Annotated in this window: 7 protein-coding genes and 5 pseudogenes; 3 read left to right on the forward strand and 9 right to left on the reverse strand. The window is 72.6% G+C overall.

Annotated elements, in window-relative coordinates:
- Window positions 1-27: 27 nt before the first annotated feature.
- The 5 pseudogenes from AC4BDD_RS13560 to AC4BDD_RS13580 form a co-directional block, all read right to left on the reverse strand.
- Window positions 28-612, reverse strand: a pseudogene (locus tag AC4BDD_RS13560) (SpnB-like Rossmann fold domain-containing protein); the annotation flags it as partial.
- A pseudogene (locus tag AC4BDD_RS13565) lies at window positions 589-1,098 on the reverse strand (polyketide synthase dehydratase domain-containing protein); the annotation flags it as partial. The pseudogenes AC4BDD_RS13565 and AC4BDD_RS13560, both read right to left, overlap by 24 nt.
- Window positions 1,090-1,524 (reverse strand): annotated as a pseudogene (locus tag AC4BDD_RS13570) (polyketide synthase dehydratase domain-containing protein); the annotation flags it as partial. The pseudogenes AC4BDD_RS13570 and AC4BDD_RS13565, both read right to left, overlap by 9 nt.
- Window positions 1,498-2,277: pseudogene (locus AC4BDD_RS13575) on the reverse strand (acyltransferase domain-containing protein); the annotation flags it as partial. The pseudogenes AC4BDD_RS13570 and AC4BDD_RS13575, both read right to left, overlap by 27 nt.
- A 144-nt stretch (window positions 2,278-2,421) precedes the next feature.
- Window positions 2,422-14,163 (reverse strand): annotated as a pseudogene (locus AC4BDD_RS13580) (SDR family NAD(P)-dependent oxidoreductase); the annotation flags it as partial.
- A gap of 364 nt (window positions 14,164-14,527) precedes the next feature.
- Between AC4BDD_RS13580 and AC4BDD_RS13585 the strand changes: the two are divergent.
- The 3 genes from AC4BDD_RS13585 (at window position 14,528) to AC4BDD_RS13595 (ending at window position 21,668) form a co-directional block, all read left to right on the forward strand.
- The gene (locus tag AC4BDD_RS13585; protein WP_490691259.1) at window positions 14,528-15,328 is read left to right on the forward strand and encodes a hypothetical protein; all 801 of its coding nucleotides are present in this window, start codon (window positions 14,528-14,530) and stop codon (window positions 15,326-15,328) included.
- Window positions 15,329-15,336: 8 nt separating this feature from the next.
- Entirely contained in the window at window positions 15,337-18,450 is a 3,114-nt protein-coding gene (locus AC4BDD_RS13590; RefSeq protein WP_490691260.1) for a non-ribosomal peptide synthetase, read from the forward strand.
- Between the two features lie 371 nt (window positions 18,451-18,821).
- On the forward strand, window positions 18,822-21,668 hold the full coding sequence (locus AC4BDD_RS13595; protein WP_490691261.1) for a helix-turn-helix transcriptional regulator: 2,847 nt from the start codon (window positions 18,822-18,824) through the stop codon (window positions 21,666-21,668).
- A gap of 84 nt (window positions 21,669-21,752) precedes the next feature.
- Here the strand turns inward: AC4BDD_RS13595 and AC4BDD_RS13600 are convergent, their stop codons facing one another.
- Genes AC4BDD_RS13600 through AC4BDD_RS13615 form a run of 4 tightly spaced genes read right to left on the reverse strand, consistent with a single transcriptional unit; the run spans window position 21,753 to window position 25,349 of the window.
- Entirely contained in the window at window positions 21,753-22,388 is a 636-nt protein-coding gene (locus tag AC4BDD_RS13600) for a response regulator (protein WP_490691262.1), read from the reverse strand.
- Complete coding sequence (locus AC4BDD_RS13605) at window positions 22,385-23,647, reverse strand: sensor histidine kinase (protein WP_490691263.1); 1,263 nt, start codon at window positions 23,645-23,647, stop codon at window positions 22,385-22,387. Before AC4BDD_RS13605 ends, AC4BDD_RS13600 begins: the two co-directional genes overlap by 4 nt.
- Entirely contained in the window at window positions 23,644-24,501 is an 858-nt protein-coding gene (locus AC4BDD_RS13610) for an ABC transporter permease (protein ID WP_490691264.1), read from the reverse strand. The genes AC4BDD_RS13605 and AC4BDD_RS13610 overlap by 4 nt, the downstream gene beginning before the upstream one ends.
- Window positions 24,498-25,349 (reverse strand): ABC transporter ATP-binding protein, encoded by an 852-nt coding sequence (locus AC4BDD_RS13615; protein WP_490691265.1) that lies wholly within the window; start codon window positions 25,347-25,349, stop codon window positions 24,498-24,500. The genes AC4BDD_RS13610 and AC4BDD_RS13615 overlap by 4 nt, the downstream gene beginning before the upstream one ends.
- Window positions 25,350-25,521 lie beyond the last annotated feature (172 nt).

Raw genomic sequence — 25,521 nt, forward strand, 5'->3', positions numbered from 1 at the left:
TGCCAGCTCGCGCTCCCCGCCTTCGACCGCGGCAGCGGCGAGCGCATCGCGTACGGCCTCCGGCAGCTGGTCCTCGTCCGTGTCCAGGTCGACCAGGAGGAAGCGGTCCGGGTGCTCCTCCTGCGCGGAGCGCAGCAGCCCCCATACGGCGGCGTGTGCCGGATTCGCGACCCCGGCTCCGGCACTCGTCGCGACGGCCCCACGGGTCGTCACGACCAGCCGGGACGACTCGAACCGCTCCTCGGCCAGCCACTGCTGAACCAGGCCGAGAACCCGGCCCACCGCGAGACGGGTGGCCGCGGCCAGATCGCCGGCGTCCTGGCCGTCACGGTCCGACTCCGGGGCGGACAGCGGCAGCAGCACCAGCTCCGGGACACCGTCCGCTCCGGTCAGAGCGGCAAGGTCGTCGCCCTCCAGCACGGCCCACCCCGCGGTGGCCGATGCGGTGAGCGGCGACGCGTCCTGCGACACCGGCTGCCACTCGGTCCGGAACAGCGCGTCGCGCAGGGTGTCCCTGGCCGCGACGAGCTGGTCCTGCGCGAGAGGCCGCAGGGCCAGGGTCTCGACGAGAGCGACCGGCGCACCCGTGCCATCGGCGATCGCGAGCGACACCCCGCCCGCGGCGGGCGAGACCTTGACCCGGACCGTCTCGGCCCCGGCGGCGTGCAGCGCGACTCCGCTCCAGGCGAAGGGGAGCAGCGCCCGGCCGTCGTCCTCGACGAAGTCACCGAGCCCGATGGCGTGCAGCGTGGCGTCCAGCAGCGCCGGATGCAGCCCGAACGCCGCACCGTCCGTGGCCTCGTCCAGGGCGACCTCGGCGAAGACCTCATCGCCCTTGCGCCAGGCGGCCGTCAGCCCCTGGAACACCGGACCGTACTCCAGGCCGATCCCGGCGAACCGGTCGTAGAGCCCGTCGACCGCGACGGTCTGGGCACCGGCCGGCGGCCAGGCCGTGAGGTCGAAGTCCGGGGCCGGGGCGTCGGTGGCCAGCACACCGGTGGCGTGCCGCGTCCACGGCTCGTCTCCGAACCGCGAGTGCACGCTCAGCTCCCGCCGCCCCGCGTCGTCGGACTCCGCGAGCGACACCCGCAGCTCCACCGCACCCCGCTCGGGCAGCACCAGCGGCGCTTCCAGGGTCAGTTCGTCGAGCAGGCCGCAACCGACCTCGTCACCCGCGCGGATCGCCAGCTCCACGAAGGCGGCACCCGGCAGCAGGACCACACCGGAGACCGCGTGATCGGCCAGCCAGGGGTGGCTCTGCAACGACAGCTGACCGGTGAAGAGATGCCCCTCCGGCACCGCGATCGCGGCACCGAGCAGCCCGCCACCCACAGCGGGAGACGCGTCCAGCCAGTAGCGCTCGTGCTGGAAGGCGTAGGTGGGCAGGTCGACGCGCGTGGCGCCGGTTCCGGCGAAGAAGGCCGTCCAGTCGACGGAGTTGCCGGTGATGTGGACCCGCCCGAGAGCGGAGACCACGGCCTCCGGCTCGGACTTGTTCTTGCGCAGAGCCGGGACGAACGCCACGTCTTCGGCGTCGGGCAGGCACTCCTGCGCCATGGCGGTCAGGACGCCGCCGGGGCCCAGCTCCAGGAAGGTGCGCACACCCTCGGCGTGCAGGGCCGTGACCTCGTCGCGGAAGCGGACCGCCTCGCGGACATGCCGCACCCAGTACTCGGGGGAGGTCACCTCGCCCGTCATCGCGATGCGCGGTGCCTGGAAGGTCAGCGACTCGGCGACCTTGCGGAAGTCGGCCAGCATCCCGTCCATCCGGAACGAGTGGAACGCGTGCGAGACGGTCAGCCGCTTGGTCTTGTCGAAGCGCGCGGCGACAGCGAGGACGGCGTCTTCGTCCCCGGAGATCACCACGGCGTTCGGGCCGTTGACGGCCGCGATGTCCACACCATCGGTGAGGAGCGGCAACACCTCGTCCTCGGACGCCTGGAGCGAGACCATCGCGCCACCCGTCGGCAGCGCCTGCATCAGACGACCCCGAGCCGCAACCAGCTTGCCCGCGTCCTGAAGCGACAGCACCCCGGCGACGTGCGCGGCGGCCAGCTCGCCGATCGAGTGCCCGCCGACGAAGTCCGGCTTCACACCCCAGGACTCGACGAGCCGGAACAGCGCCACCTCGACCGCGAACAGCGCCGCCTGGGTGAACTCCGTCTGGTTCAGCTTCTCGGCATCGTCCAGCACCGCCGGGTCCAACCCCAGCGCGCCGCACGCCTCATCGAAGGCGGCAGCGAACACCGGGAACGCGTCCCGCAGCTCGCGGCCCATGCCGACCCGCTGCGCACCCTGGCCGGTAAAGAGCACCGCCAGCTTGCCGCCGAGCACCCGGCCCGAGACGACCTCGGAGCCGACAACAACCGCCCGGTGCTCGAACGACGCCCGGCCGGTCGCCAGCGAGAACCCGACATCCACCGGGCTCAGCCCAGAACCGGCTTCCCGCACCCGCTCGACCTGCGCCGCCAGCGCCGCCTCGCTCTTCGCGGAGACCAGCCACGGCACCACCGGCAGCTCAACACCGCTCGCAGCAGGCTGGGCCTCAACCTCCGGCGCCTGCTCCAGAATCACATGCGCGTTCGTCCCGCTGATGCCGAACGAGGACACACCCGCCCGGCGCGGACGCTCGCCCAGCTGCGGCCACTCGCGTGCCTCGGCCAGCAGCTCAACAGCCCCGGCCGACCACTCCACATGCGGCGACACCTCATCGACGTGCAGCGTCTTGGGCAGCAGCCCGTGCCGCATCGCCATGACCATCTTGATCACACCGGCGACACCAGCGGCCGCCTGCGTGTGACCCAGGTTCGACTTGATGGAGCCCAGCCACAGCGGCTCGCCGCCCTCACCGCGCTCCTGGCCGTAGGTGGCCAGCAGGGCCTGCGCCTCGATCGGGTCGCCGAGTGACGTGCCCGTGCCATGGGCCTCGACCGCGTCCACATCACCCGGTGCCAGACCGGCTCCGGCCAGCGCCTGGCGGATGACGCGCTGCTGGGACGGGCCGTTCGGCGCGGTGAGCCCGTTGCTCGCACCGTCCTGGTTGATAGCCGAGCCCTTCACGACGGCCAGCACCTGGTGGCCGTTGCGTCGGGCGTCCGACAGCCGCTCGACGACGAGCATGCCGACACCCTCGCCCCAGCCCGTACCGTCCGCACCGGCGCCGAACGCCTTGCAGCGGCCGTCCGTCGAGAGCCCCCGCTGCCGGGAGAAGTCGATGAACGTCTCCGGTGTCGCCATGACGGTCACACCGCCGACGAGCGCCATCTCGCACTCGCCCTGCCGCAGCGCCTGGATCGCCCAGTGGAGCGCGACCAGCGACGACGAACAGGCGGTGTCCACCGTGACCGCCGGGCCCTCCAGGCCCAGGGTGTAGGCGACCCGGCCGGAGGCGATGCTGCCGCCGGTGCCGAGGAACCCGTCCACCCGGTCGCCGGCCTGCTGCACCAGGAAGTCGTAGTCGTTGTACATCACACCGGCGAAGACGCCGGTACGGCTACCGCGCACCGACACCGGGTCGATGCCGGCCCGCTCGAACGCCTCCCAGGACGCCTCCAGCAGCAGGCGGTGCTGCGGGTCCATGGCCGCCGCCTCGCGCGGGCTGATGCCGAAGAAGGACGGGTCGAACTGGGCGGCGTTGTGCAGGAAGCCGCCCGACCGGGTGTAGGTCGTGCCCCGGTGGTCGGGGTCCGGGTGGTAGAGCGCCTCGATGTCCCAGCCGCGGTCGGTGGGGAAGTCGCTGATCGCGTCGCCCCCGGCGAGCAGCAGCTGCCACAGCTCCTCCGGCGAGGACACCCCGCCGGGGTAGCGGCAGCTCATGCCGACGATGGCGATCGGGTCGTCCTCGGTTGGCCGGACCGGCACCGCGACCTCGGCGGTGGCCTGCTCGTCGCCGAGGATCTCGGCTCGCAGGTGGTCCGCGAGCGCGTCCGCCGTCGGGTAGTCGAAGACCAGCCCCGCGGACAGCCGCAGCTCGGTGGCCGCGCTGAGCCGGTTGCGGAGCTCGACGCCGGTGAGCGAGTCGAAGCCGATGTCGCTGAACGACCGCAGCGGGTCCACATCGGCGGCCGACTCGTAGTCGAGCACGGCGGCGACGTGTCCACGCACCAGGTCCACCAGGGCCGCCTTGCGCTCCGGCTCCGGCAGCGCGAGCAGCGTCTGGCGCAGGGCGGCAGAGCCGGCCGCGTCGGTGCCGGTGCCCGTCGCGGCCGCACGCCGCGCAGGGGTGCGCACCAGGCCGCGCAGCATCGGGGGCACCTCGCCCCCGGCGGCGGCCAGGGCCCGGGTGTTCAGATGGATCGGCACGAGCACGGCGACGCCATCGGCGGTGTCCGCGGTTCCGGCCGAGCCGATCCGGATGGCGGCGTCGAGCAGGGCCAGGCCCTCCTCGTCGGACAGCGGGGCGAATCCCTCGCGGGTCATGCGGTCGATGTCCGCCTGGCCCAGCTCACCGGCCATGCCGCCGTCCCGCAGCCACAGGCCCCAGGCCAGCGAGACGCCGGCCAGGCCGGCGGTCCGGCGATGTGTCGCCAGGGCGTCCAGGAAGGCGTTGGCGGCCGCGTAGTTGGCCTGGCCGAGGTTGCCGAGCACGCCGGCCGCGGAGGAGAAGAGGACGAACGCGCTCAGGTCCATTTCGCGGGTGAGCTCGTGCAGGTGCCAGGCGGCGTCCACCTTGGGGCGCAGGACCGCGTCCACCCGCTCGGGCGTCAGCGAACCGAGCAGGCCGTCGTCCAGCACGCCGGCCGCGTGCACCACACCGGTCAGCGGCTGTTCGGCCGGCACCTTGGCGAGCAGTGCGGCCAGCGCGTCGCGGTCGGCCACGTCGCAGGCGGCGAGGGTCACCTCGGCACCGGCCGCGGCGAGTTCTTCGCGCAGCTCGGCCGCGCCGGGGGCCTCGGCGCCGCGGCGGCTGGTCAGCAGCAGGTGCCGCACTCCGTGCTCGGCCACCAGATGGCGGGCCACCAGCGCGCCCAGGCCACCGGTGCCGCCGGTCACCAGGACGGTGCCCTCGGCGCCCCAGGTCCGCGTCTGGCCCGCCGCGGCCGCACCGGCCGCGTCGGCGGCCCGCGCGAGCCGGGGGACGGAGACGACGCCCCGACCCACCGCGAGCTGCGGCTCACCGGAGGCGACCGCGGCCGGCAGGGCCCGACAGGACTCGGCCGACTCGTCGAGCTCGATGAGGAGGAAGCGGTCCGGGTGTTCGGACTGCGCGGAGCGCACCAGGCCGGCGATGGCGGCGTGCGCCAGGGTCGCGGAGTCGGTCACCACCGCGAGCCGGGAGGAGGCGAACTCCTCCGCACCCAGCCATGCCTGGAGCAGGCCGAGCACCCGATGCGTCTCGGTGTGCACCGCGTCCGCCGCGTCGGCGACGGGCAGGCAGGGCGCCAGGACGAGGCCGGGCGCCTGGCCGCCGCGCGCGCTGAGCGCGGCGAGGTCGGCGTACGTCTCCACCTGGGCGTCGGCCTGGCGGAGCCGCGTGGGCAGGGGTGCGTCGTCGGCACCGAGCACGAACCAGCGCGCGGTACCGTCCGCCGCGCCCGCGTCAGTGCCCGCGCCCGCGTCAGTGGTGGCCGGTGCGGTCACGTCCAGCGCGGTCCACTCCAGGCGGAACAGCGAGTCGCCCGCCCGTGCGCCGCCGAGCTGGTCGCGGGTGACCTGCCGCAGCAGCAGCGAGTCGACGGTGGCGACCGGGGCTCCGGCGGAGTCGGCGAGGTCCAGGGACATCCCCTTGCCGTCGGCCGCGGCCCGGATGGTGACCCGCAGCGCCGTGGCGCCGGAGGCGTGCAGGGTCACGCCGCTCCAGGCGAAGGGGAGCTCGGCCTGCTCGGCGTCGGGGTCCGCGATCTCGATCGCGTGCAGGGCGGCGTCCAGCAGCGCGGGGTTGAGGCCGAAGGTTCCGGCCTCCACGCCCTCCGGCAGGGACACCTCGGCGTAGATCGTCCCGTCCTTGCGCCAGGCGGCGGTCAGCCCCTGGAAGGACGGCCCGTACTCCAGTCCCCGCACGGCGAGGTGGTCGTAGAGACCGTCGACCGGTACCGGCTCCGCCCCGGCGGGCGGCCAGGTGCCCGGCGCCGGGTTCGGCTTCTCGGTCGGCTTCGCGCCCGAGGCCAGGACGCCGGAGGCGTGCCGGGACCACGGCAGTTCCTCCGCCGCGCCCTCCGGGCGGGAGTGCACGGTCAGGCCGCGGCGGCCCGAGTCGTCGGCCTCGCCGACGGTGACCCGCAGCTGCACCGCCCCGCGCTCCGGCAGGACCAGCGGAGTCTCCAGGGTCAGTTCGTCGAGCAGCTCGCAGCCGACCCGGTCGGCGGCCTCGATGGCGAGGTCGACGAAGGCGGTCGCGGGCAGCAGGACGGTGCCCAGCACCGCGTGGTCGGCCAGCCAGCCGTGCGACTGCAGCGACAGCCGGCCGGTGAGGACCCAGCCGTCCGGCAGCGCGACCGCCGCGCCCAGCAGCGGGTGGTCCGTGCCGGCGAGCCCGGCGGAGGACACGTCGCCGGTCGACGTCGAGCGGTTCGGCCAGTAGCGGCGGCGCTGGAAGGCGTAGGTGGGCAGGTCGACGCGGCGGGCGCCGGTGCCCGCGAAGAACGCCGTCCACTCCACCGCGGCGCCCTGGACGTGGAGTCGGCCCAGCGCCGCACCGGCCGTCTGGATCTCCGGCCGGCCGCGGCGGAGCGCGGAGACGAAGGCGACGTCGTCGGCGTCGGGCAGGCAGTCCTGGGCCATGGCGGTGAGCACCGCGTCGGGGCCCAGCTCCAGGAAGGTGCGGACGCCCTCGGCGTGCAGGGTCCGGATGCCGTCGCCGAAGCGGACGGCCTGACGGACATGGCGCACCCAGTAGTCGGGCGAGCACAGCTCCTCGTCGGTGGCCGCCCGGCCGGTGACGTTCGAGACCACCGGAATGCGCGGGGCCTGGAAGGTGAGCCCCTCCGCGACCTCGCGGAAGTCCTCGAGCATCCCGTCCATACGGAAGGAGTGGAAGGCGTGCGAGACGGTCAGCCGCTTGGTCTTCCGGCCCAGGGACTGGAAGTGCCCGGCCAGCCCGATTACGGCGTCCTCGTCACCGGAGACCACGACCGAGTTCGGGCCGTTGATCGCGGCGATGTCCACGCCGTCGGTCAGCAGCGGACGGACCTCGTCCTCGGCGGCCTGGAGCGAGACCATCGCGCCGCCGGCCGGCAGCGCCTGCATCAGCCGGCCGCGCGCGGCGACCAGCTTGGCCGCGTCCGCCAGCGACAGCACCCCGGCCACGTGCGCGGCGGCCAGCTCGCCGACGGAGTGCCCGGCCACGAAGTCCGGCTTGACGCCCCAGGACTCGACCAGCCGGAAGAGCGCCACCTCGACGGCGAACAGCGCGGCCTGGGTGTGCTGGGTCTGCTCGAGCAGCTCAGCCTGTCCGAAGACCTCGACGTCCAGCCCGAGGGCCGCGCACGCCTCGTCGAAGGCGGCCGCGAAGACCGGGAAGGTGGCGTACAGTTCACGGCCCATGCCGGCGCGCTGCGCGCCCTGGCCGGTGAAGAGCACGGCGAGACCGGCGTCGTCCCGGGCCACGCCGACCGCGGTGCCCAGGACGGGCTTGCCCTTGGCCAGTGCGGCCAGGCCACGGAGGTAGTCCTGCGGGCGGGAGCCGACGATCACGGCCCGGTGCTCGAAGGCGGCCCGGCCGGTGGCCAGCGAGAAGCCGACGTCCGTCGCGTCCAGTTCGGCGACCGCGCCGTGCAGGCGCTCGGCCTGGGCCCGCAGCGCCTCGGGGGTCTTGCCGGAGAGCACCCACGGCACGACCGGCAGCTCGATCTCACCGGCGGCCGGGGCCTCGGCCTCCGGGGCCTGCTCGATGATCACATGGGCGTTGGTGCCGCTGATGCCGAACGACGACACGCCCGCGCGACGCGGCCGCGCGAGCTCCGAGGGCCACTGGCGCGCGTCGGTGAGCAGTTCCACCGCACCGGCCGACCAGTCCACGTGCGGCGAGGGCGCATCGACGTGCAGGGTCTTGGGCAGCATGCCGTGCCGCATCGCCATGACCATCTTGATCACACCAGCGGCACCCGCGGCCGCCTGCGTGTGACCCAGGTTCGACTTGATCGAGCCCAGCCACAGCGGCTCGCCGGCCTCACCGCGGTCCTGGCCGTAGGTGGCCAGCAGCGCCTGGGCCTCGATCGGGTCACCCAGCGGGGTGCCGGTACCGTGCGCCTCCACAGCGTCGATGTCCCCGGGAACAAGGCCGGCGGTGGAGAGGGCCTGGCGGATGACGCGCTGCTGGGACGGGCCGTTGGGCGCGGTCAGACCATTGCTCGCACCGTCCTGGTTGATCGCCGTACCACGCACCACCGCCAGCACCGGATGACCGTTGCGACGGGCGTCCGACAGCCGCTCCACCAGCAGCATGCCGACACCCTCACCCCAACCGGTGCCATCCGCCCCGGCCGCGAACGCCTTACAACGCCCATCCGCCGACAACCCCCGCTGACGCGAGAACCCGACGAAGATCTCCGGCGTCGCCATCACCGTCACACCACCGGCAAGCGCCAGATCACACTCACCCTGACGCAACGCCTGCACCGCCAGATGCAAACCCACCAACGACGACGAACACGCCGTATCCACCGTCACCGCCGGGCCCTCGAACCCGAACGCATACGACACCCGACCAGAGGCGATACTCCCGCCAGTGCCGAGGAAACCCTCCACCTGCTCCGCGGCCTGATCCACCACCACCCCGTAGTCGTGGTACATCACCCCCGCGAACACACCCGTCCGCGAACCCCGCACCGAAACCGGATCGATCCCCGCACGCTCCAGCGCCTCCCACGACGCCTCCAGCAACAACCGATGCTGCGGATCGATCGCCACCGCCTCACGCGGCGAAATCCCGAAGAACGTCGGGTCGAAGTCGGCGGCGTCGTGCAGGAAGCCGCCCGAGCGGGAGTAGGTCTTGCCGGGCTTGTCCGGGTCGGGGTCGTAGAGACCGTCGATGTCCCAGCCTCGGTCGGTGGGGAAGTCGCTGATCGCGTCCCCGCCCGAGGCCAGCAGCTCCCACAACTCCTCCGGCGAGGACACCCCGCCCGGGAACCGGCAGCTCATCCCCACGATCGCGATCGGGTCGTCATCGACGGCCCGCGCCGGGGCCGCGGCCACCGCCACAGCCTGCTCCTCGCCGAGGAGTTCGGTACGCAGGTGGTCGGAGAGCGCCGTGGGCGTCGGGTAGTCGAAGATCAGGGTCGCGGGCAGGCGCAGCCCGGCGGCCGCTCCCAGCCGGTTGCGCAGTTCCAGCGCGGTGAGCGAGTCGAAGCCCAGCTCCTGGAAGGGCCGGCCGGCCGCCACATCGCCCGGTCCGGCGTAGCCCAGCACCGCCGCCACCTCGGTACGCACCAGGGCCAGCAGCTCCGCCGCACGCTCACCTTCCGGCAGCCGCAGCAGACGCTGGGGCAGCGCGCCGCCGGCCTCCGGCCCGGCGTTCGCCGCGCGCCGGACCGGGGTGCGCAGCAACCCCCGGAGCTTGTGCGGCACGCCCGCCGGGGCCGCCGCGAGCGCGGCGCGGTCCAGGCGCAGCGGCACCAGCAGCGAGTCCCCCGCGCCGCCCGTCCCGGCGACGGCGGCGTCGAAGAGCGCCAGCCCGTCCTCGTCGGACAGCGGCACATACCCCTCGCGGGTCATCCGCTCGGTGTCGGCGGCGGAGAGCTCGCCGAGCATGCCACCGGTTCGGGCCCACGCACCCCAGGCCAGGGAGACGGCGGGCAGCCCGGCCGCGCGCCGGTACTCGGCCAGCGCGTCCAGGAAGGTGTTGGCGGCGGCGTAGTTGCCCTGCCCGGCGCTGCCGAGCACACCGGCCGCGGAGGAGAAGAGCACGAACGCCGTCAGGTCCATCTCGCGGGTGAGCTCGTGCAGATGCAGCGCGGCGTCCACCTTCGGCCGGAAGACGGTGTCCAGACGCTCCGGGGTCAGCGCGCCGATGACACCGTCATCCAGCACACCGGCGGTGTGCACGACACCGGCCAGCGGACGCTCGGCAGGCACCGAGCCCAGCAACGCGGCCAGCGCCTCACGGTCGGCCACGTCACAGGCGGCGACCGTGACCTCGGCGCCCAGCCCGGCGAGTTCGTCCCGCAGCCCGACCGCGCCGGGGGCGTCCGCCCCGCGCCGGCTGGTCAGCAGCAGATGCCGCACCCCGTGCTCGGCCACCAGATGACGGGCCACCAGCGCGCCCAGCCCGCCGGTGCCGCCGGTCACCAGGACGGTGCCCTCAGCGCCCCAGGGCCGCGGCTGCTCCGACGTCGTCAGCGCCGCCTTCGACAGGCGCGGCGCGAACGCTTCCCCGCCCCGCAGCGCCAGCTCCGGCTGGCCGGAGGCCACCGCGCGCTCCAGCGCGGCCAGCGACTCCGGATCGGTGTCCACATCGACCAGGACGATGCGGCCGGGGTTCTCGGCCTGGGCCGAACGGACCAGGCCCCACAGCGCGGCGTGCTCCAGATCCACGACAGCGTCCACCGTGGCGTCCACGGCGGCGTCCACTGCGGATCCGGCGGCCACCGCACCCTGGGTGAGCACCACCAGGGTCGATGTCGCGGAGGTGTCCTCGACGGCCAGCCGGTCCTGCACCGAGGACAGCAGCCGGTGCGCCGCGTCGTGCACGGCCGAGACCACGTCGGCAGCGCGGTTGTCGTCGGACGGCAGGAAGGACAGCACCTCGAAGTCGGGGGCGTCCGCCGCCGCGTCAGGCAGCGCCACGGCCGCCCAGTCCAGCGCGTACAGCGCGTCGGCGACCTGCGAGCGGGACCGGCGCAGCTGGTCGCCGTCGACCGGGCGCAGCACGAGGGAATCGATGGAGGCGACCGGGGCGCCGGTGGCGTCCGCGAGCGCGAGCGACACTCCGTTGTCCGTGGGCGAGACCGTCACCCGCAGGGCGGTGGCGCCCGTCGCGTGCAGCGCGACACCGCTCCAGGCGAACGGCAGCTCGGCCTGCTCGGAGTCCGCGCCGGCGGCCACTCCGATGGCGTGCAGCGTGGCGTCCAGCAGCGCCGGATGCAGCCCGAACGCCGCACCGTCCGCGTCCTCGTCCAGGGCGACCTCGGCGAAGACCTCATCGCCCTTGCGCCAGGCGGCCGTCAGCCCCTGGAAGACCGGCCCGTACTCCAGCCCGGCCGCGGCAAGCCGCTCGTACAGCCCGTCGACGGCGACGGCCTCGGCCCCGGCCGGCGGCCACTGCTCCGGCCTGCCTTCCGGCTCCGGGGCGCCCGTGGTCAGCACACCGGTGGCGTGCCGCGTCCACGGCTCGTCCCCGAACCGCGCATGCACACTCATCGTGTGCCGCCCGGTCTCTTCCGGCTCGGAGACCAGGACGCGCAGCTCCACCTCGCCCTGCTCGGGCAGGACCAGCGGTGCTTCCAGGGTCAGTTCCTCGACGAGGTCGCAGCCGACCTGGTCAGCGGCCCGGACCGCCAGCTCCACGAAGGCGGCACCCGGCAGCAGCACGACACCGGAGACCGCGTGATCGGCCAGCCAGGGCTGTGTCCGCAACGACAGCCGGCCGGTGAAGAGATGCCCCTCCGGCACGGCCACACCCGCGTCCAGCAGCGGGTTCCCCGTGGCCGTCGGGGCGTCGAGCCAGTAGTGCCGGCGCTGGAAGGCGTACGTGGGCAGGTCGACGCGCTGGGCGCCGGTCCCGGCGAAGAACGCCGACCAGTCGACCGCCTTGCCGGTGATGTGGACCCGGCCGAGAGCGGAGACCACGGCCTCCGGCTCGGACTTGTTCTTGCGCAGAGCCGCGATGAACGCCACGCCGTCGTCGTCCGGCAGGCAGTCCTGAGCCATGGCGGTCAGGACCCCGCCGGGGCCCAACTCCAGGAAGGTACGCACACCCTCGGCGTGCAGGGTCTGGATCTCGTCGCGGAAACGAACCGCCTCACGGACATGCCGCACCCAATATTCAGCCGAAGTCACCTCCCCGGTCATCGAAATCTTCGGTGCCTGGAAGGTCAGCGATTCCGCGACCTTGCGGAAGTCGTCGAGCATCCCGTCCATACGGAAGGAATGGAAGGCGTGCGAGACGGTCAGTCGCTTCGACTTCTCAAATCGCGCCGCGACAGCGAGAACCGCTTCTTCGTCTCCGGAAATCACCACGGCCTTGGGGCCGTTGACCGCCGCGATATCCACACCATCGGCCAGCAGCGGACGGACCTCGTCCTCCGACGCCTGGAGCGAGACCATCGCACCACCGGTCGGCAGCGCCTGCATCAGACGGCCACGGGCGGCGACCAGCTTGCCCGCGTCCTGAAGCGACAGCACCCCGGCAACATGCGCGGCGGCCAGCTCGCCGATCGAGTGCCCGCCGACGAAGTCCGGACGAACGCCCCACGACTCGACGAGCCGGAAGAGCGCCACCTCAACGGCGAACAGCGCACTCTGCGTGTACTGGGTCTGGTCCAGCTTCTCGGCGTCGTCCAGCACCGCCGGCTCCAACCCCAGCGCCGCGCACGCCTCATCGAAAGCGGAAGCAAACACCGGGAAGGCGTCCCGCAGCTCGCGGCCCATGCCGACCCGCTGGGCGCCCTGGCCCGTGAAGAGCACCGCGAGCTTGCCGCCGAGCACCCGGCCCGAGACGACCTCGGAGCCGACCACAACCGCCCGGTGGTCGAACGACGTCCGGCCCGACACCAGCGAGAAGCCGACATCCAGCGGGTTCAGCTCTGCCCCGGCCTCGCGGATCCGCTCGACCTGCGCCGCCAGCGCCTCCGGCGTCTTGCCCGACACCAGCCACGGCACCACGGGCAGCTCGACACCGCCCTCCGCAGCAGGCTCAGCCTCAACCTCCGGCGCCTGCTCCAGAATCACGTGCGCGTTCGTCCCGCTGATGCCGAACGAGGAGACACCCGCCCGGCGCGGGCGCTCGCCCGTCGGCTGCCACTCGCGTGGTTCGGTCAGCAGCTCGACGGCGCCCTCGGTCCAGTCGACCTGCGGTGTGGGCTCGTCGACGTGCAGGGTCTTGGGCAGCAGGCCGTGCCGCATCGCCATGACCATCTTGATCACACCAGCGGCACCCGCCGCCGCCTGGGTGTGACCGAGGTTGGACTTCAGCGAGCCGAGCCACAGCGGCTCGCCGCCCTCGCCCCGGTCCTGGCCGTAGGTGGCCAGCAGCGCCTGGGCCTCGATCGGATCGCCGAGCCGGGTGCCGGTGCCGTGCGCCTCGACCACGTCGACGTCGGCCGCCGAGACGCGGGCGTTGGCCAGCGCCTGGCGGATGACGCGCTGCTGGGACGGGCCGTTCGGCGCGGTGAGCGCGCTGCTGGCGCCGTCCTGGTTGATCGCCGTGCCACGGACCACGGCCAGCACGGGGTGGCCGTTGCGGCGGGCGTCCGACAGCCGCTCGACCAGCAGCATGCCGGCGCCCTCGCCCCAGCCGGTGCCGTCCGCCGCGGCCGCGAACGCCTTGCAGCGGCCGTCCGGGGACAGGCCGCGCTGCCGGCTGAACTCCACGAAGGTGTCGGGGGTGGACATCACGGTGACGCCGCCGGCGAGCGCCATCTCGCACTCGCCCTGCCGCAGCGCCTGGATCGCCCAGTGGAGCGCGACCAGCGAGGACGAGCAGGCGGTGTCGACGGTGACCGCCGGGCCTTCCAGGCCCAGGGTGTAGGCGACGCGGCCGGAGGCGATGCTGCCGGCGCTGCCGTTGCCGAGGTAGCCGTCGGCGTCGGCCGGCACGCTCTGCAGGCGGGCGGCGTAGTCGTGGTACATCACGCCGGCGAACACACCGATGGCTCTGCCGCGCATCGAGGCCGGATCGAGCCCAGCACGCTCGAAGGCTTCCCAGGAGGTCTCCAGCAGCAGCCGCTGCTGGGGGTCCATGGCCAGCGCCTCGCGCGGGGAGATGCCGAAGAAGTCCGCGTCGAAGTCGGCGGCGTCGTGGAGGAACCCGCCCTCGATCGAGTAGGTCGTGCCGGGCTTGTCCGGGTCCGGGTCGTAGAGTCCTTCGACGTCCCAGCCGCGGTTGGTGGGGAATTCGGAGGTGGCGTCGCCGCCCGCCGCGAGAAGAGACCAGAGTTCTTCGGGGGTGCGGACGCCGCCGGGGAAGCGGCAGGCCATGGAGACGATGGCGATCGGCTCGCGGTGCCGGTCCTCGACCTCGCGGAGCCGCTTACGCGCCTCACGCAGATCCGTCGTCGCTCGCTTCAGGTAGTCGAGGAGCTTCTTCTCGTTCGACCCGTCCGACACCTAAGCCCCCACCGCCGAGCATTCATATAAAGCTGATGACGCTCATTCAGAACGCGTTTAAAGAATCAGCGGCAACGGTAAGGGGAGCCATGATGTGCACCAACCCCTAGTACGCCCCTGAACGCCCCCTAGTCAGGCACCTTGTCCGCTCCTGAGGTGCGGGGATACGGCCATAACGGCTCACGGGTGCGCAGATAGGGGGACATCAGGGGCGTACTAGGGGTGCCGGGCGCTCTTTCCGTCTCCCTACCCTGGCTACTCAATTCTTATGCAGCCGCGCCCGATTGAGAAAAGGGGAGTTATGCAGGATCTCGATGGATGGAGAGTGCATAACAACGGCAGCTCCGGCGATGTCGTGCTGGCCGCCGATTTCCCGATGTCCGGTCGGGGAGAGGCCGGTTTCGTCGACTTCGCCCCGCTGCTCGACCCCTCGCTGGCGGTCTGGGAAACCCTCCCGCCGGCCGGTGGGGAGGGCCGGGTGTCCGGCCAGGAGTACCTGGAGCGCTGGCTCGACGGAGTCCGGGAGAGCAAGCTCCGGGTCCGCGCGGTGCTGAGCTACTGCGCGGGGGCGGCCTTCGTCGGTGCGCTGACCGACCGGATCGCCGAGTGGCAGGACGAGGCGCCCGTCATCATCATGTTCGACCCCGAGGTGCCGACCGCGCTGACGCTGCACACGCAGTTCGTGCGGGCCATCGACCGCTTCTCCGTGTTCTTCTCGCCGGAGGAGGCGGCCCGGATGCACGCCGGCGCCCAGCGGGTGTACGCGGAGAACGGCCACGACATCGAGATGCTGCTGGAGGCCGTGAGCGGGCTCTACCGCAAGATCGGTGACGAGGGCTTCGCCAAGGCGGGCATCGACCCCAAGCACGGGGCGGGCCTGATCGAGGTGTTCAACTCCTTCGCGCGCTACCTGGTCGCCGGCGCCCAGCTGGATCCGCGGCCGGGCTGGAAGCGGGCCACCGCGATCAGCTCCTCGACTCCGACCAGCGGCCTGAACCTGGTGTCCGCCTCCGAGCGGGCCGGTCTGGTCGGCGAGGAGCTGCGGCTCGATGTGCACCACGCCGACCTGCTGAGCAGCGCCGAGTGCGCGCGGGCCGTGACCGAGCTGCTGGGCCGGACCGCATGACGGCGGCCGTGACAGCCGCGAGTCGCAAAGAGGAAGCGCTGTGGCTGCTGGAGCGCTTCGTGCCCGGCACCGGGGTGAACAACCTCTGCCTCGCCTTCGAGGTCGACGGCCGGCTGCTGCCCTCGGCCGTGCAGGAGGCGCTGACCTTCCTGGTGCGCCGGCACGAGGTGCTGCGCACGGTGTTCACCGGCGCGGACTCCGGGCTGTCCAAGCGGGTGCTGGACGCCGAGGGCGTGAAGGTCCTGCTGACCGAGGCGGAGCTGCCCGGCGACGCGCAGCGCGGTGACGGGCTGGACGCGGTGCTCACCGCGTATGTGGGCGCGCCGTTCGCGATGGACGGCGAGCCGCTGGTGCGGGCCCGGTTGTTCCACGGTGAGCAGGGGGACGTGTTCTGCGTCGCCCTGCACCACCTGGTGTTCGACACCATCTCGACGACGACGCTCTTCATGGAGTTCGCGGCGGCGTACCGGGCGTTCGCCGCCGGCGGTGAGGTCGAGGAGTCGCTGCGCGGGGTCGTCGCGGCCGCCTCGGATCCGGAACCGACCGAGCGGAGCCTGAAGTTCTGGCGGAAGCAGCTGCGCGATTTCGACGCGGTGCAGCCGCGGTTGTGGCTGGGTTCGGAGGCCGGTGACCACCCGGACCTGGTCGGTGACACGGTGGTGCGGATGCTGTCCGCCGAGGCCGTTGAGGTGGTGCGGCGGCTGCAGAAGGATCTGCGGGCGCCGGAGGCGGTCGTCCTGCTCGCCGCGTACTACCTGCTGCTGGCGCGGCACGGTGCCGGTCCCGACCTGGTCGTCGGCTCTCCGGTGAACAGCCGCGGGCCCGAGGACGCGGCGGCCATCGGCTACCACGTCAACGTGGTCCCGGTGCGCGCCAAGGTCGATCCGGCGCAGGGCTTCGGCAAGCTGGTGCGGACCGCCCGCAGTGCCTTCATGAACTCGATCTCGGCCGCCGATGTGCCGGTCGACTCGCTGCTGCTGGAGGTGGACCGCGCCGGCTCGTGGCGGAACACCCTCTTCCAGCACGTGTTCAACTACGTGCCCGGGGTGGAGGTGCCGTCGTTCGACTTCGAGGGGATGACGGCGCGCTTCCTCACCGTCGAGAACGGGTTCAGCAAGTTCGACCTGGAGTTCTTCATCCTGCCGTCGGAGGACGGCATCCGGATCCGGACCGCCTACCACACCGGGGCGTTCGACCGGGACGAGGTGGAGCTGCTGATCCAGCGGTACGAGGCGCTGCTGCTGGCGGTCGCCGAGGATCTGGACCGGCCGGTCGGTGAGCTCCCGGTCTGGTCCCAGGCCGACCGCGAGGTGATCGGGGCGGCGAACCGGACCGGGCAGCCGGAGGCGGAGCGTGCGCCCCGGGTGCCGGCCGCCTTCGCCGAGCGGGTGCGTACCGCGCCGGAGGCCGTCGCCGTGCTGGACGGCGAGCGTGCGGTGACCTACGCGCAGGTGTGGGACGCGGCCGCGCGGACCGCACGGCAGTTGGCCGAGGCCGGGATCGGCTCCGGCGACGTGGTGGCGGTGGCGGCTTCGCGGAGCGCGGAGCTGGCGGCGGCGGTGTTCGGTGTGTGGCTCGCGGGCGCCGCCTATCTGCCGGTCGACCCCGAGCACCCGGAGCGGCGGGTCGCCTACCAGCTGGAGGATTCCGGGGCGCGGGCGGTGCTGCACGCCCCCGGGGTGACCGTGCCGGCCCCGTCCGGGGTGATCGTCGCGCCGATGGCCGCCATCGAGGACGCACCGGGCGACGGGACCTCGGCGGACGCCGGGGCGATCGGCGCCGGGGTGGACGACCTGGCGTACCTGATCTACACCTCGGGCTCCACCGGTCTGCCGAAGGGCACCCGGCTCACCCATGGCAACCTGGCCAATCTGGTCGAGCACTTCCGTGGCGAGCTGGCGGCGGCCGCGGGCGAGAGCACGCTGTGGCTGACCACGTTCACGTTCGACATCTCGGCGCTGGAGCTGTTCCTGCCGCTGGTGTCGGGCGGGCGTGTGGTGGTGGCCCCGGACGAGGCGCGCACCGACGGCGCCGTCCTGGCGTCGCTGCTGGAGCGGCACGAGGTGCGCACCGTGCAGGCGACGCCGACCACTTGGCGGCTGGTGCTGGAGGGCGCCGGCGAGGTGCTCGCGGGCCGGAACGTGCTGTGCGGCGGCGAACCGCTGCCGGCCGCGCTGGCCCGGGACCTGATCGCCACCGGCTGTGTGCTGCGGAACGTCTACGGGCCGACGGAGACCACGATCTGGTCGACCTCGGGGCTGCTGGACGATCCCGCTCTTCAGCGTGTCAGTGCCGGCCGGCCGATCCGTGACACCCAGGTGTTCGTGGCCGACCCCGAGGGGCGCGAGCTGCCGCTGCTGGTCCCCGGCGAGCTGTGCATCGCCGGCGGCGGGGTGGCCGCGGGCTACCACGACCGGCCCGAGCTGACGGGGGAGCGCTTCGGCGAGCACGCTTCCTTCGGCCGCTTCTACCGCACCGGTGACCGGGCGCGCTGGCTGGCCGACGGCACCCTGGAGGTGCTGGGGCGCTCGGACCGGCAGATCAAGCTGCGCGGGGTGCGGATCGAGCTCGGCGAGCTGGAGGCGGTGCTCGGCGGTCATCCCCAGGTGCGGGCGTGTGCCGTGGTCGTCGTGGGCACGGGCGCGGACGCGGTGCTGGTCGCCTTCGTGGAGTCGGCGGCGGGCGAGGCGGTGACCGAGTCGCTGTGGAGTTACGCGGCCGAGCGGCTGCCGCGGGCTTCGGTGCCGCAGGAGTTCGTGGTGCTTCAGACGCTTCCGACCAATGTCAGCCAGAAGGTGGATTACCCCGAATTGACACGCATCGCGGCGCAGCGCCGTGCGGATGCCCCCAAGGCGGAGGCGAACGCGCCGGCGGATCACGAGGACGAACTCGTCGCCGAGCTGATCGCGCTGTGGCAGAAGGTGCTCGGCCGGGGTGACATCACCGCGGAGAGCAACTTCTTCACGCACGGCGGGCATTCGCTGCTCGGGGTACTGCTGGTACAGCGCATCGAGGAGATGAGCGGGGCTCAGATCCGGCTGCCGGACATCTTCACGCACTCGACACCTTCAGCGGTGGCGGCGTTCATCCGGAGCAATGGGGCGGCGTCCGCGAAGGGTTGACCGCCCGGCTGTGCCCGGCATCCACGGAAGGTGGTTGTGTGAGAGATCACGCAACCACCTTCCGGCTTTTTCGCGTCAGATGGCACCGGGGAAGCCGGACGGCCTCGGACGGCGCAGTTACTTGACGGGGCGTTAGGTTAACCCTGAGTGGCATCGGGTGGATTTCTTTTTGAGCCAGGTAGGCGCAAATTGAATTGCCCGGCCGATGAGATAAGTTTGCGGGACCCGGCTTGCATGTGTCGCCGCTCACCAGGCACATGTAAATGGCGGTTCAAAAGTTGCAAAAAATTTGGCAAGAGCGGCCGGGGCTGACGCTTTTGCAAGGGGGAATCTTGATGCCATTCGCCGAGCGATGTTACGAAATGGGCCGCTTGCGCGACATCTTCGCGCAGTGCGACCAGGGCAGATCGCAGGTCGTGCTGGTCACCGGAGCGGTGGCCAGCGGCAAGACCGAACTACTGCACAAGTTCGCCGAGGAAGCCGTCGACTCCGGGGCACTGCTGCTCACGGCGAGCGGCTCGCACGCCGAGCGGAACCTCCCGCTGGGCGTCATCGGACAGCTCTTCTGCAACCCCGCACTCCCCGCGCCCATCGTCGAGCAGGTGAACACCCTGCTGAGCGAGGACGCCGTCCCCGCCCCCAGCCCCTCCCCCGACCACGAACCGGTCACCATGAAGCAGACGGCCGCCCGCCTCGCCCGGGGCCTGTGCGCGGCACTGCTCACCCTCTCCGCCGACCGCACCGTGGTCCTCGGCATCGACGACGTCCAGTACGCCGACGGTCCCTCCCTGCAGATCCTGCTCTACCTGCTGCGCCGGCTGAACTCCGGCCGGCTGCTGGTGATCCTCAACGAGTGGGCCGTCTCCCAGCCCAGCCACCCCGCCTTCCGCGCCGAACTGCTGCGCCGGCCCAACTGCCAACGCCTCCAGCTGCAACCGCTCTCCGAAGCCGGTGTCGCCGACGTGCTCGGCGAGTACCTCGACGAGGCGACCGCCGGACAGCTCGCCCGCGCCTACCACGACGTCAGCGGCGGCAACCCGCTGCTGCTGCGCGGCCTGGCCGAGGACGGCATGGTCCGGCTCTCCGGCGGCTCGGACACCCTGTCCAGCAAGCCGCTCACTGGGGAATCGTTCCGCCAGGCCGTCTTCGCCTGCCTGTACCGCTGGGACCGCAGCACCATCGAGGTCGCCCGGGGGCTGGCGATGCTGGGCGAGTGGTCGACCCCCGCGATGCTCAGCCGGCTGATCGGCCGGAAGCCCGAGCCCGTCGCCCAGGTCGTGGACACCCTCACCCGGTCCGGACTGCTCAAGGAGGGCCGCTTCCGGCACCCGGCGGTGAACACCGCGGTCCTGGACACCATGGAGCTGGAGCACCGCGTCCAGATGCATCTGCACGCCGCCCAGCTCCTGCATGACAACGGTATCGCCGCGACCGGTGTCGCCGAACACTTCGTGGCCGCTGGGCAGATCCAGGGCCAGTGGGCCGTCGGCGTCCTCCAGGACGCCGCCGGGCAGGCACTGGCCGAGGACCGGGTGGACTTCGCCCTGGAATGCCTGGAGCTGGCGCAGCGCAACTGCGCCGACGAACAGCACCAGGCGCAACTCACCATGACCCTCGCCCGGCTGCAGTGGCGCATCCAGCCTTCGGCCGCCGCCCGGCACCTCGCCCCGCTGCGCCAGGCCCTGCTCGCCGGCCACCTCGACGCCGCCGACGCGGTCACCGTGACCCGGTTCCTGCTCTGGCAGGGCAGGACCGAGGAAGCCCGGGAGACCCTGGAGTGGCTCCACGAGTCGGCCGGCACCTCCGATCCGCAGATCGTCGCCGAGCTCCAGAGCCTGCAACCGTGGCTGTACCTGGGCCCCTCGCCCATGCTGGACCGGCTCGCCGGCGCGGCCGCCGCCCAGTGCACCGAGCGTCCCGGGCCGGACGGCCGGGGCGCCGGGCTCGCGTCCGTGCCCAGCCACTCCGGCCTCACCGCCTGCGCCGCGCTCACCTCCGTCCTCACCGACGGCCCCAACGAGGAGGCCATCGGCTGGGCCGAGCAGGTCCTCGCCAGCTGCACCCTCTCCGACGGCACCCTGGCCTCGGTGATGTCCGCGCTGTGCGCGCTCATCCACGCCGACCGGCCCGACAAGGCCGCCCCCTGGTGCCACGTCTTCCTCGGCGAGGCACGGGCCCGGCGCGCCACCACCTGGGAGGCGCTGCTCAGCGGGGCCCGCGCGGAGATCGCGCTGCGCCAGGGCGACCTGCCCACCGCCGAGCGCTGGGCCCGTGACGCGCTGCGGCTGATCTCCCCGAACAGCTGGGGTGTGGCCATCGGCTACCCGCTCGCGGTGCTGATGCTCGCCCAGACCTCGATGGGCAAGCACGAGGACGTGGCCCAACTGGTCCGGCGGGTGGTGCCCAAGGCCATGTTCCAGAGCCGGTTCGCCCTCAAGTACCTGCACGCCCGCGGCCACCACTACCTGGCCACCAACCGGCTGCAGGCGGCGCTGGCGGACTTCCAGCGCTGCGGCGAGCTGATGCGCGAGTGGAATCTCGACCTGCCCGCGCTGGTGCCCTGGCGCAGCGACAGCGCGCAGGTCCACCTCAGCCTGGGCAGGCGCGAGGCGGCCCGCGAGCTGGTGACCGAGCAGCTGGCCATGGCGGGCGCGGACGGCCCCCGTACCCGCGGGGTGAGCCTGCGGGTGCTGGCCTCGGCACGTGACCTCAAGCAGCGGCCGCTGCTGCTGCGCGAGGCCGTCGACCTGCTGCAGGAGTCCGGCGACCGGGTGCAGCTGGTGTGCGCGCTCGCCGACCTCAGCCGGACCGACCACCACCTGGGGGAGTTCAACCGGGCGCGCATGATGGGGCGGCGTGCCATGCAGGTCGCCCAGGACTGCGGTGCCGAGCAGCTCTGCCAGCGGCTGCTGTCCACGCACGACGCGGCCGACAATCCGGCCGCCCCGGAGTCCGATGCCACCGTCGACGACTCCGAGTCGCTCAGCGACGCCGAGCGCCGGGTCGCGGCGCTCGCGGCGATGGGCCATACGAACCGGGAGATAGGGCGCAAGCTGTACATCACGGTGAGCACGGTGGAGCAGCACCTGACCCGGGTCTACCGGAAGCTCAACGTCGACCGGCGCTCCGACCTGCCGCTGCGGCTCAAGGACGGGGACTACGGCGCCCCGCGGCTGGCCATGGCCGAGGGCTGGACGGCGGCCGCGCCGAGTTCCTGACGGAGAGGCCGGGAGCGCGCGGCCTGTCGGGCCCCGGGCCCGGACCGGCCGCGCAAGGGGCCCCGGGGGTCAGGCTCCCGGGAGTCAGGCTCCCGGGGTCAGCAGCCCGTACTGCATGGCGCGGGTGACCGCGGCGGTGCGGTCGGAGACGCCGAGTTTGCCGAAGGCCCGCAGCAGGTGCGTCTTGACCGTGGTGTCGCTGATGAACAGCCGGCGCCCGATCTCGGCGTTGGTGTGCCCCTTGGCGACCAGCCGGAGCACCTCCAGCTCGCGGTCCGACAGCTGGGGCCGCTCCGGCTCGCCGCCACGCAGCCGGGAGAGGACCTTCGCGGCGACGGAGGGCGCGAGCACCGTCTCCCCGCGGGCGGCGGCGCGCACCGAGTCGGCCAGTTCCCCGCGCGAGGCGTCCTTGAGCAGGTAGCCGGCCGCGCCCGCCTCCACCGCGCGCAGGATGTCCCGGTCGGTCTCGTACGTGGTCAGCACGACCACCCGCATGCCGGGGTGGGCGGCGAGGATCCTCCCCGTGGCGTCGACGCCGTCACCGCCCGGCATCCGCAGGTCCATCAGGACGATGTCCGGCAGCAGCTGCCCGCACATCACGACGCCCTCCGGGCCGGAGGACGCCTCCCCGACGACCTCCAGGTCGGGCTCGGCGTTGAGCATGCCGCGCACGCCCTCCCGGACCACCGGATGGTCGTCGACGAGCAGAATGCGGATCATCGGGCGGTCTCCAGCTCCGTTGCGGGTGTCGGGTCAAGGATGGCGGAGCCGTCGGAGCACGCGGCCACCGGCAGCCGGATGGTCAGCGCGGTGCCCTCGCCCGGCGCGCTGACCACTTCGGCCGTGCCGCCGATCTCCGCGGCGCGGGCGCGCATGCCGGGCAGCCCGTAACCGCCGCTGCGGGCGGCCGGGTCGAAGCCGCGGCCGTCGTCGACGACCGTGAGCTCCAGGCCGTCGGCGGTGTAGGCGAGGGCGACCGCGACCTCACTGGCGTGCGCGTGCTTGCGGATGTTGGCCAGCGCCTCCTGGCAGGTGCGCAGCGCGACCACCTCCACGGCCGGCGGCAGCCGCCTGGGCGTGCCCTCGACATGGACGGTGACGGCGACGCCGAGCTCCTCGGGCAGCCGCTCGACGAGCCGGCGCACCGCCTCCTCCAGGGAGGCGGAGTCCAGCTGGGCGGGGCTGAGGGCTGCGACCAGGGTGCGGGACTCGGCGAGGTTCTCCCGGGCGGTCTGCTTGATCAGCTCGACGTGGCGACGGGCCTGTTCGAGGTCGTGGTCGAGCTCGGACTCCACCGCCTGGCTGAGCATGACCAGGCTGGTGAAGCCCTGGGCGAGGGTGTCGTGGATCTCCCGGGCCAGTCGCTCCCGTTCGCTCAGCGCCCCGTGGGCGACGGACAGCCGGGCCACCTCGTCCCGGCTCTCGTCCAGCTGCCGGATCAGCTCGGCGCGGTCCCGGCTCTGGTCGACGATGCGCTGGATCCAGCTGCCGAAGGCCAGGGAGAAGGCGGTGATGAGCACGGTCAACACGGTGACCTGCAACAGCCGCTGGTACTGGTCGTGCCACAGGGCGCTCCAGCCGATCAGCGGGGTCAGGTTGATCGCCAGCAGTGTCAGCATCGCCCGGCGGATGCTCAGCAGCATGAAGCACTGCGGCCCCAGCGCGAACATCGCGATGGTCGCCTCCTGGTCGAGCACCGCCGCGGGGACGAAGAGCACCGCGGCGCCGCCGATGTAGACCATGGTCCGCGGCGAGTTCTCCGGGTCGTTGCGCATCGCCGGACGGCCCAGGAAGAGGTACAGCGGCAGGGCGAGCAGCACCAGCGCGGCGGCGACCAGCCGCTGGCTGTGGCGCGGGCTGTCGGACAGGCCCAGGAAGATCTCGGTGACGACCAGCACGACGCCGAAATACAGGTCCCATCGGCGTGCCTCGCGCTGCCACACGTGCACGCCCCGCGCGTTGTACTCGGGTGCTGTCATCCGTCGCGCCGGCTCTTCCAGCGGAAGGTCGTCAGGCACAGGACCAGTCCTCCGATGCACCAAGCGGCCAGCACCAGAGCGATCCGGCCGTACTCCCAGTCTCCCGCCTGCTCCAGGACCTTCGCCTGGTCGGGGAGGAAGACTCCACGGAAACCTTGGCACATCCACTTCAGCGGGAAGAAGGAGCCCACCGTCAGCATCCAGCCGGAGATGCTGTCGATGGCGATGTAGACGCCGGAGATGAACTGGAGCACCAGGAACGGCAGGGTGATCACGGCGGTGGCGCTCTTGGCGGTGCGCGGCACGCTGCTGACGGCGATGCCCAGCAGCGAGCAGGCGGTCAGGCCCAGCAGGAACACCCAGCCGAAGGTCAGCCACTTGGCCGGGTCGGTGGGCAGCTTGAGGTCGAACAGCGTCACGCCGACGGCCATCAGCAGGACCGTCTCGGCGATCCCGCTGACCAGGACCAGCCACAGCTTGCCCAGGAAGTAGGCGCTGCGCGGCATCGGCGTGCCGCGCAGCCGGCGCAGCACGCCCTCGTCGCGCTCGGTGGCGATGCTGATGCCCAGCGACTGGAAGCTGGTGGCCATCAGGCCGGCGCCGAGCATCGCGGAGACGTACAGCTGCGAGACGGTGATGTCGGTGCCGTCGACCTTGTCCTTGAAGATGGAGGCGAACAGGCACATCAGCACGGCGGGCAGCGCGAAGGTGAAGACCACGGCCTCGCGGGCGCGGAAGAACTGCTTGATCTCGATGCCGCCGCGCAGCAGTCCGAGCCGGAAGGCGCCGGGCAGCGAACCTTCGGGGCGACGCGCCGCGGCGGGGGCCTGGGCGTCGGCTGTGGTCTGGCTCATGCCGCTGTCTCCTGCTCGATCAGGCTGAGGTAGATGTCTTCCAGGGACGGCCGGGTGACGCTGAGCTCGGGGACTTCGCCGCCGAAGTAGTTGGACAGCTCGGTCACCACGCCGGTGGGGGTGTCGGTGAGGTGCTCGTGGCGGCCGTCGGGGCCGGTCCACGAGACGGTGGCCTTGGCGTGGGCGCGGCCGCCGAGGGTGGCCGGGTCGCCGACGGCGACGACGCGTCCCTTGACGACGACGGCGAGCCGGTCGGCCAGCGCCTCGACCTCGTCGAGGTAGTGGGAGGTGAGGACGATCGTGGTGCCGCCGTCGGCGAGCAGCCGGATGAGGTCCCAGAACTGGCGGCGGGCGGCCGGGTCGAAGCCGGTGGTGGGCTCGTCGAGGAAGAGCAGCTCGGGGTTGCCGATGACGCCGAGGGCGACGTCGACGCGGCGGCGCTGGCCGCCGGAGAGTCCGGCCACCCGGGCCTTCGCCTTCTCGGTCAGCCCCACCAGTTCGATGACCTCGTCGGGGTCGCGCGGGTCGGGGTAGTAGCCGGCGAAGTGGCGGATGGTCTCGGCCACGGTCAGCTCGCTGGGGGTGACCTCGTTCTGCCAGACGATCCCGATCCGGGACCGCCAGCGGCGGTTGGCCTGGCCCGGGTCCTCGCCCAGCACCGAGACCTCGCCGGCGTCCCGGCTGCGGTGGCCCTCCAGGATCTCCACGGTGGTGCTCTTGCCCGCGCCGTTGGGGCCGAGCAGTCCGAAGACCTCGCCGCGGGCGATGTCCAGGTCGAGGCCGTTGACGGCGGCGAAGTCGCCATACGTCTTGCGCAGCCCCCGTACGCGTACCGCTGTCTCGTTCATGCCTCCAGCGTTCCGCGGCCAGGGGCCGCGCCGGGACGACCGACCAGGCGGACTCGTGTCCTCCGTTCGGTGGACAGCGACTGTCGTACGGACGGCCGGAGGCGAACCGCGCCCGAATACGCGCTGTGTGGCGCATCCCACGCGATCGTCACCATCGCGTGGTGGGGAGCGC

The sequence above is a fragment of the Streptomyces sp. JLBT605 genome, from assembly GCF_058215555.1.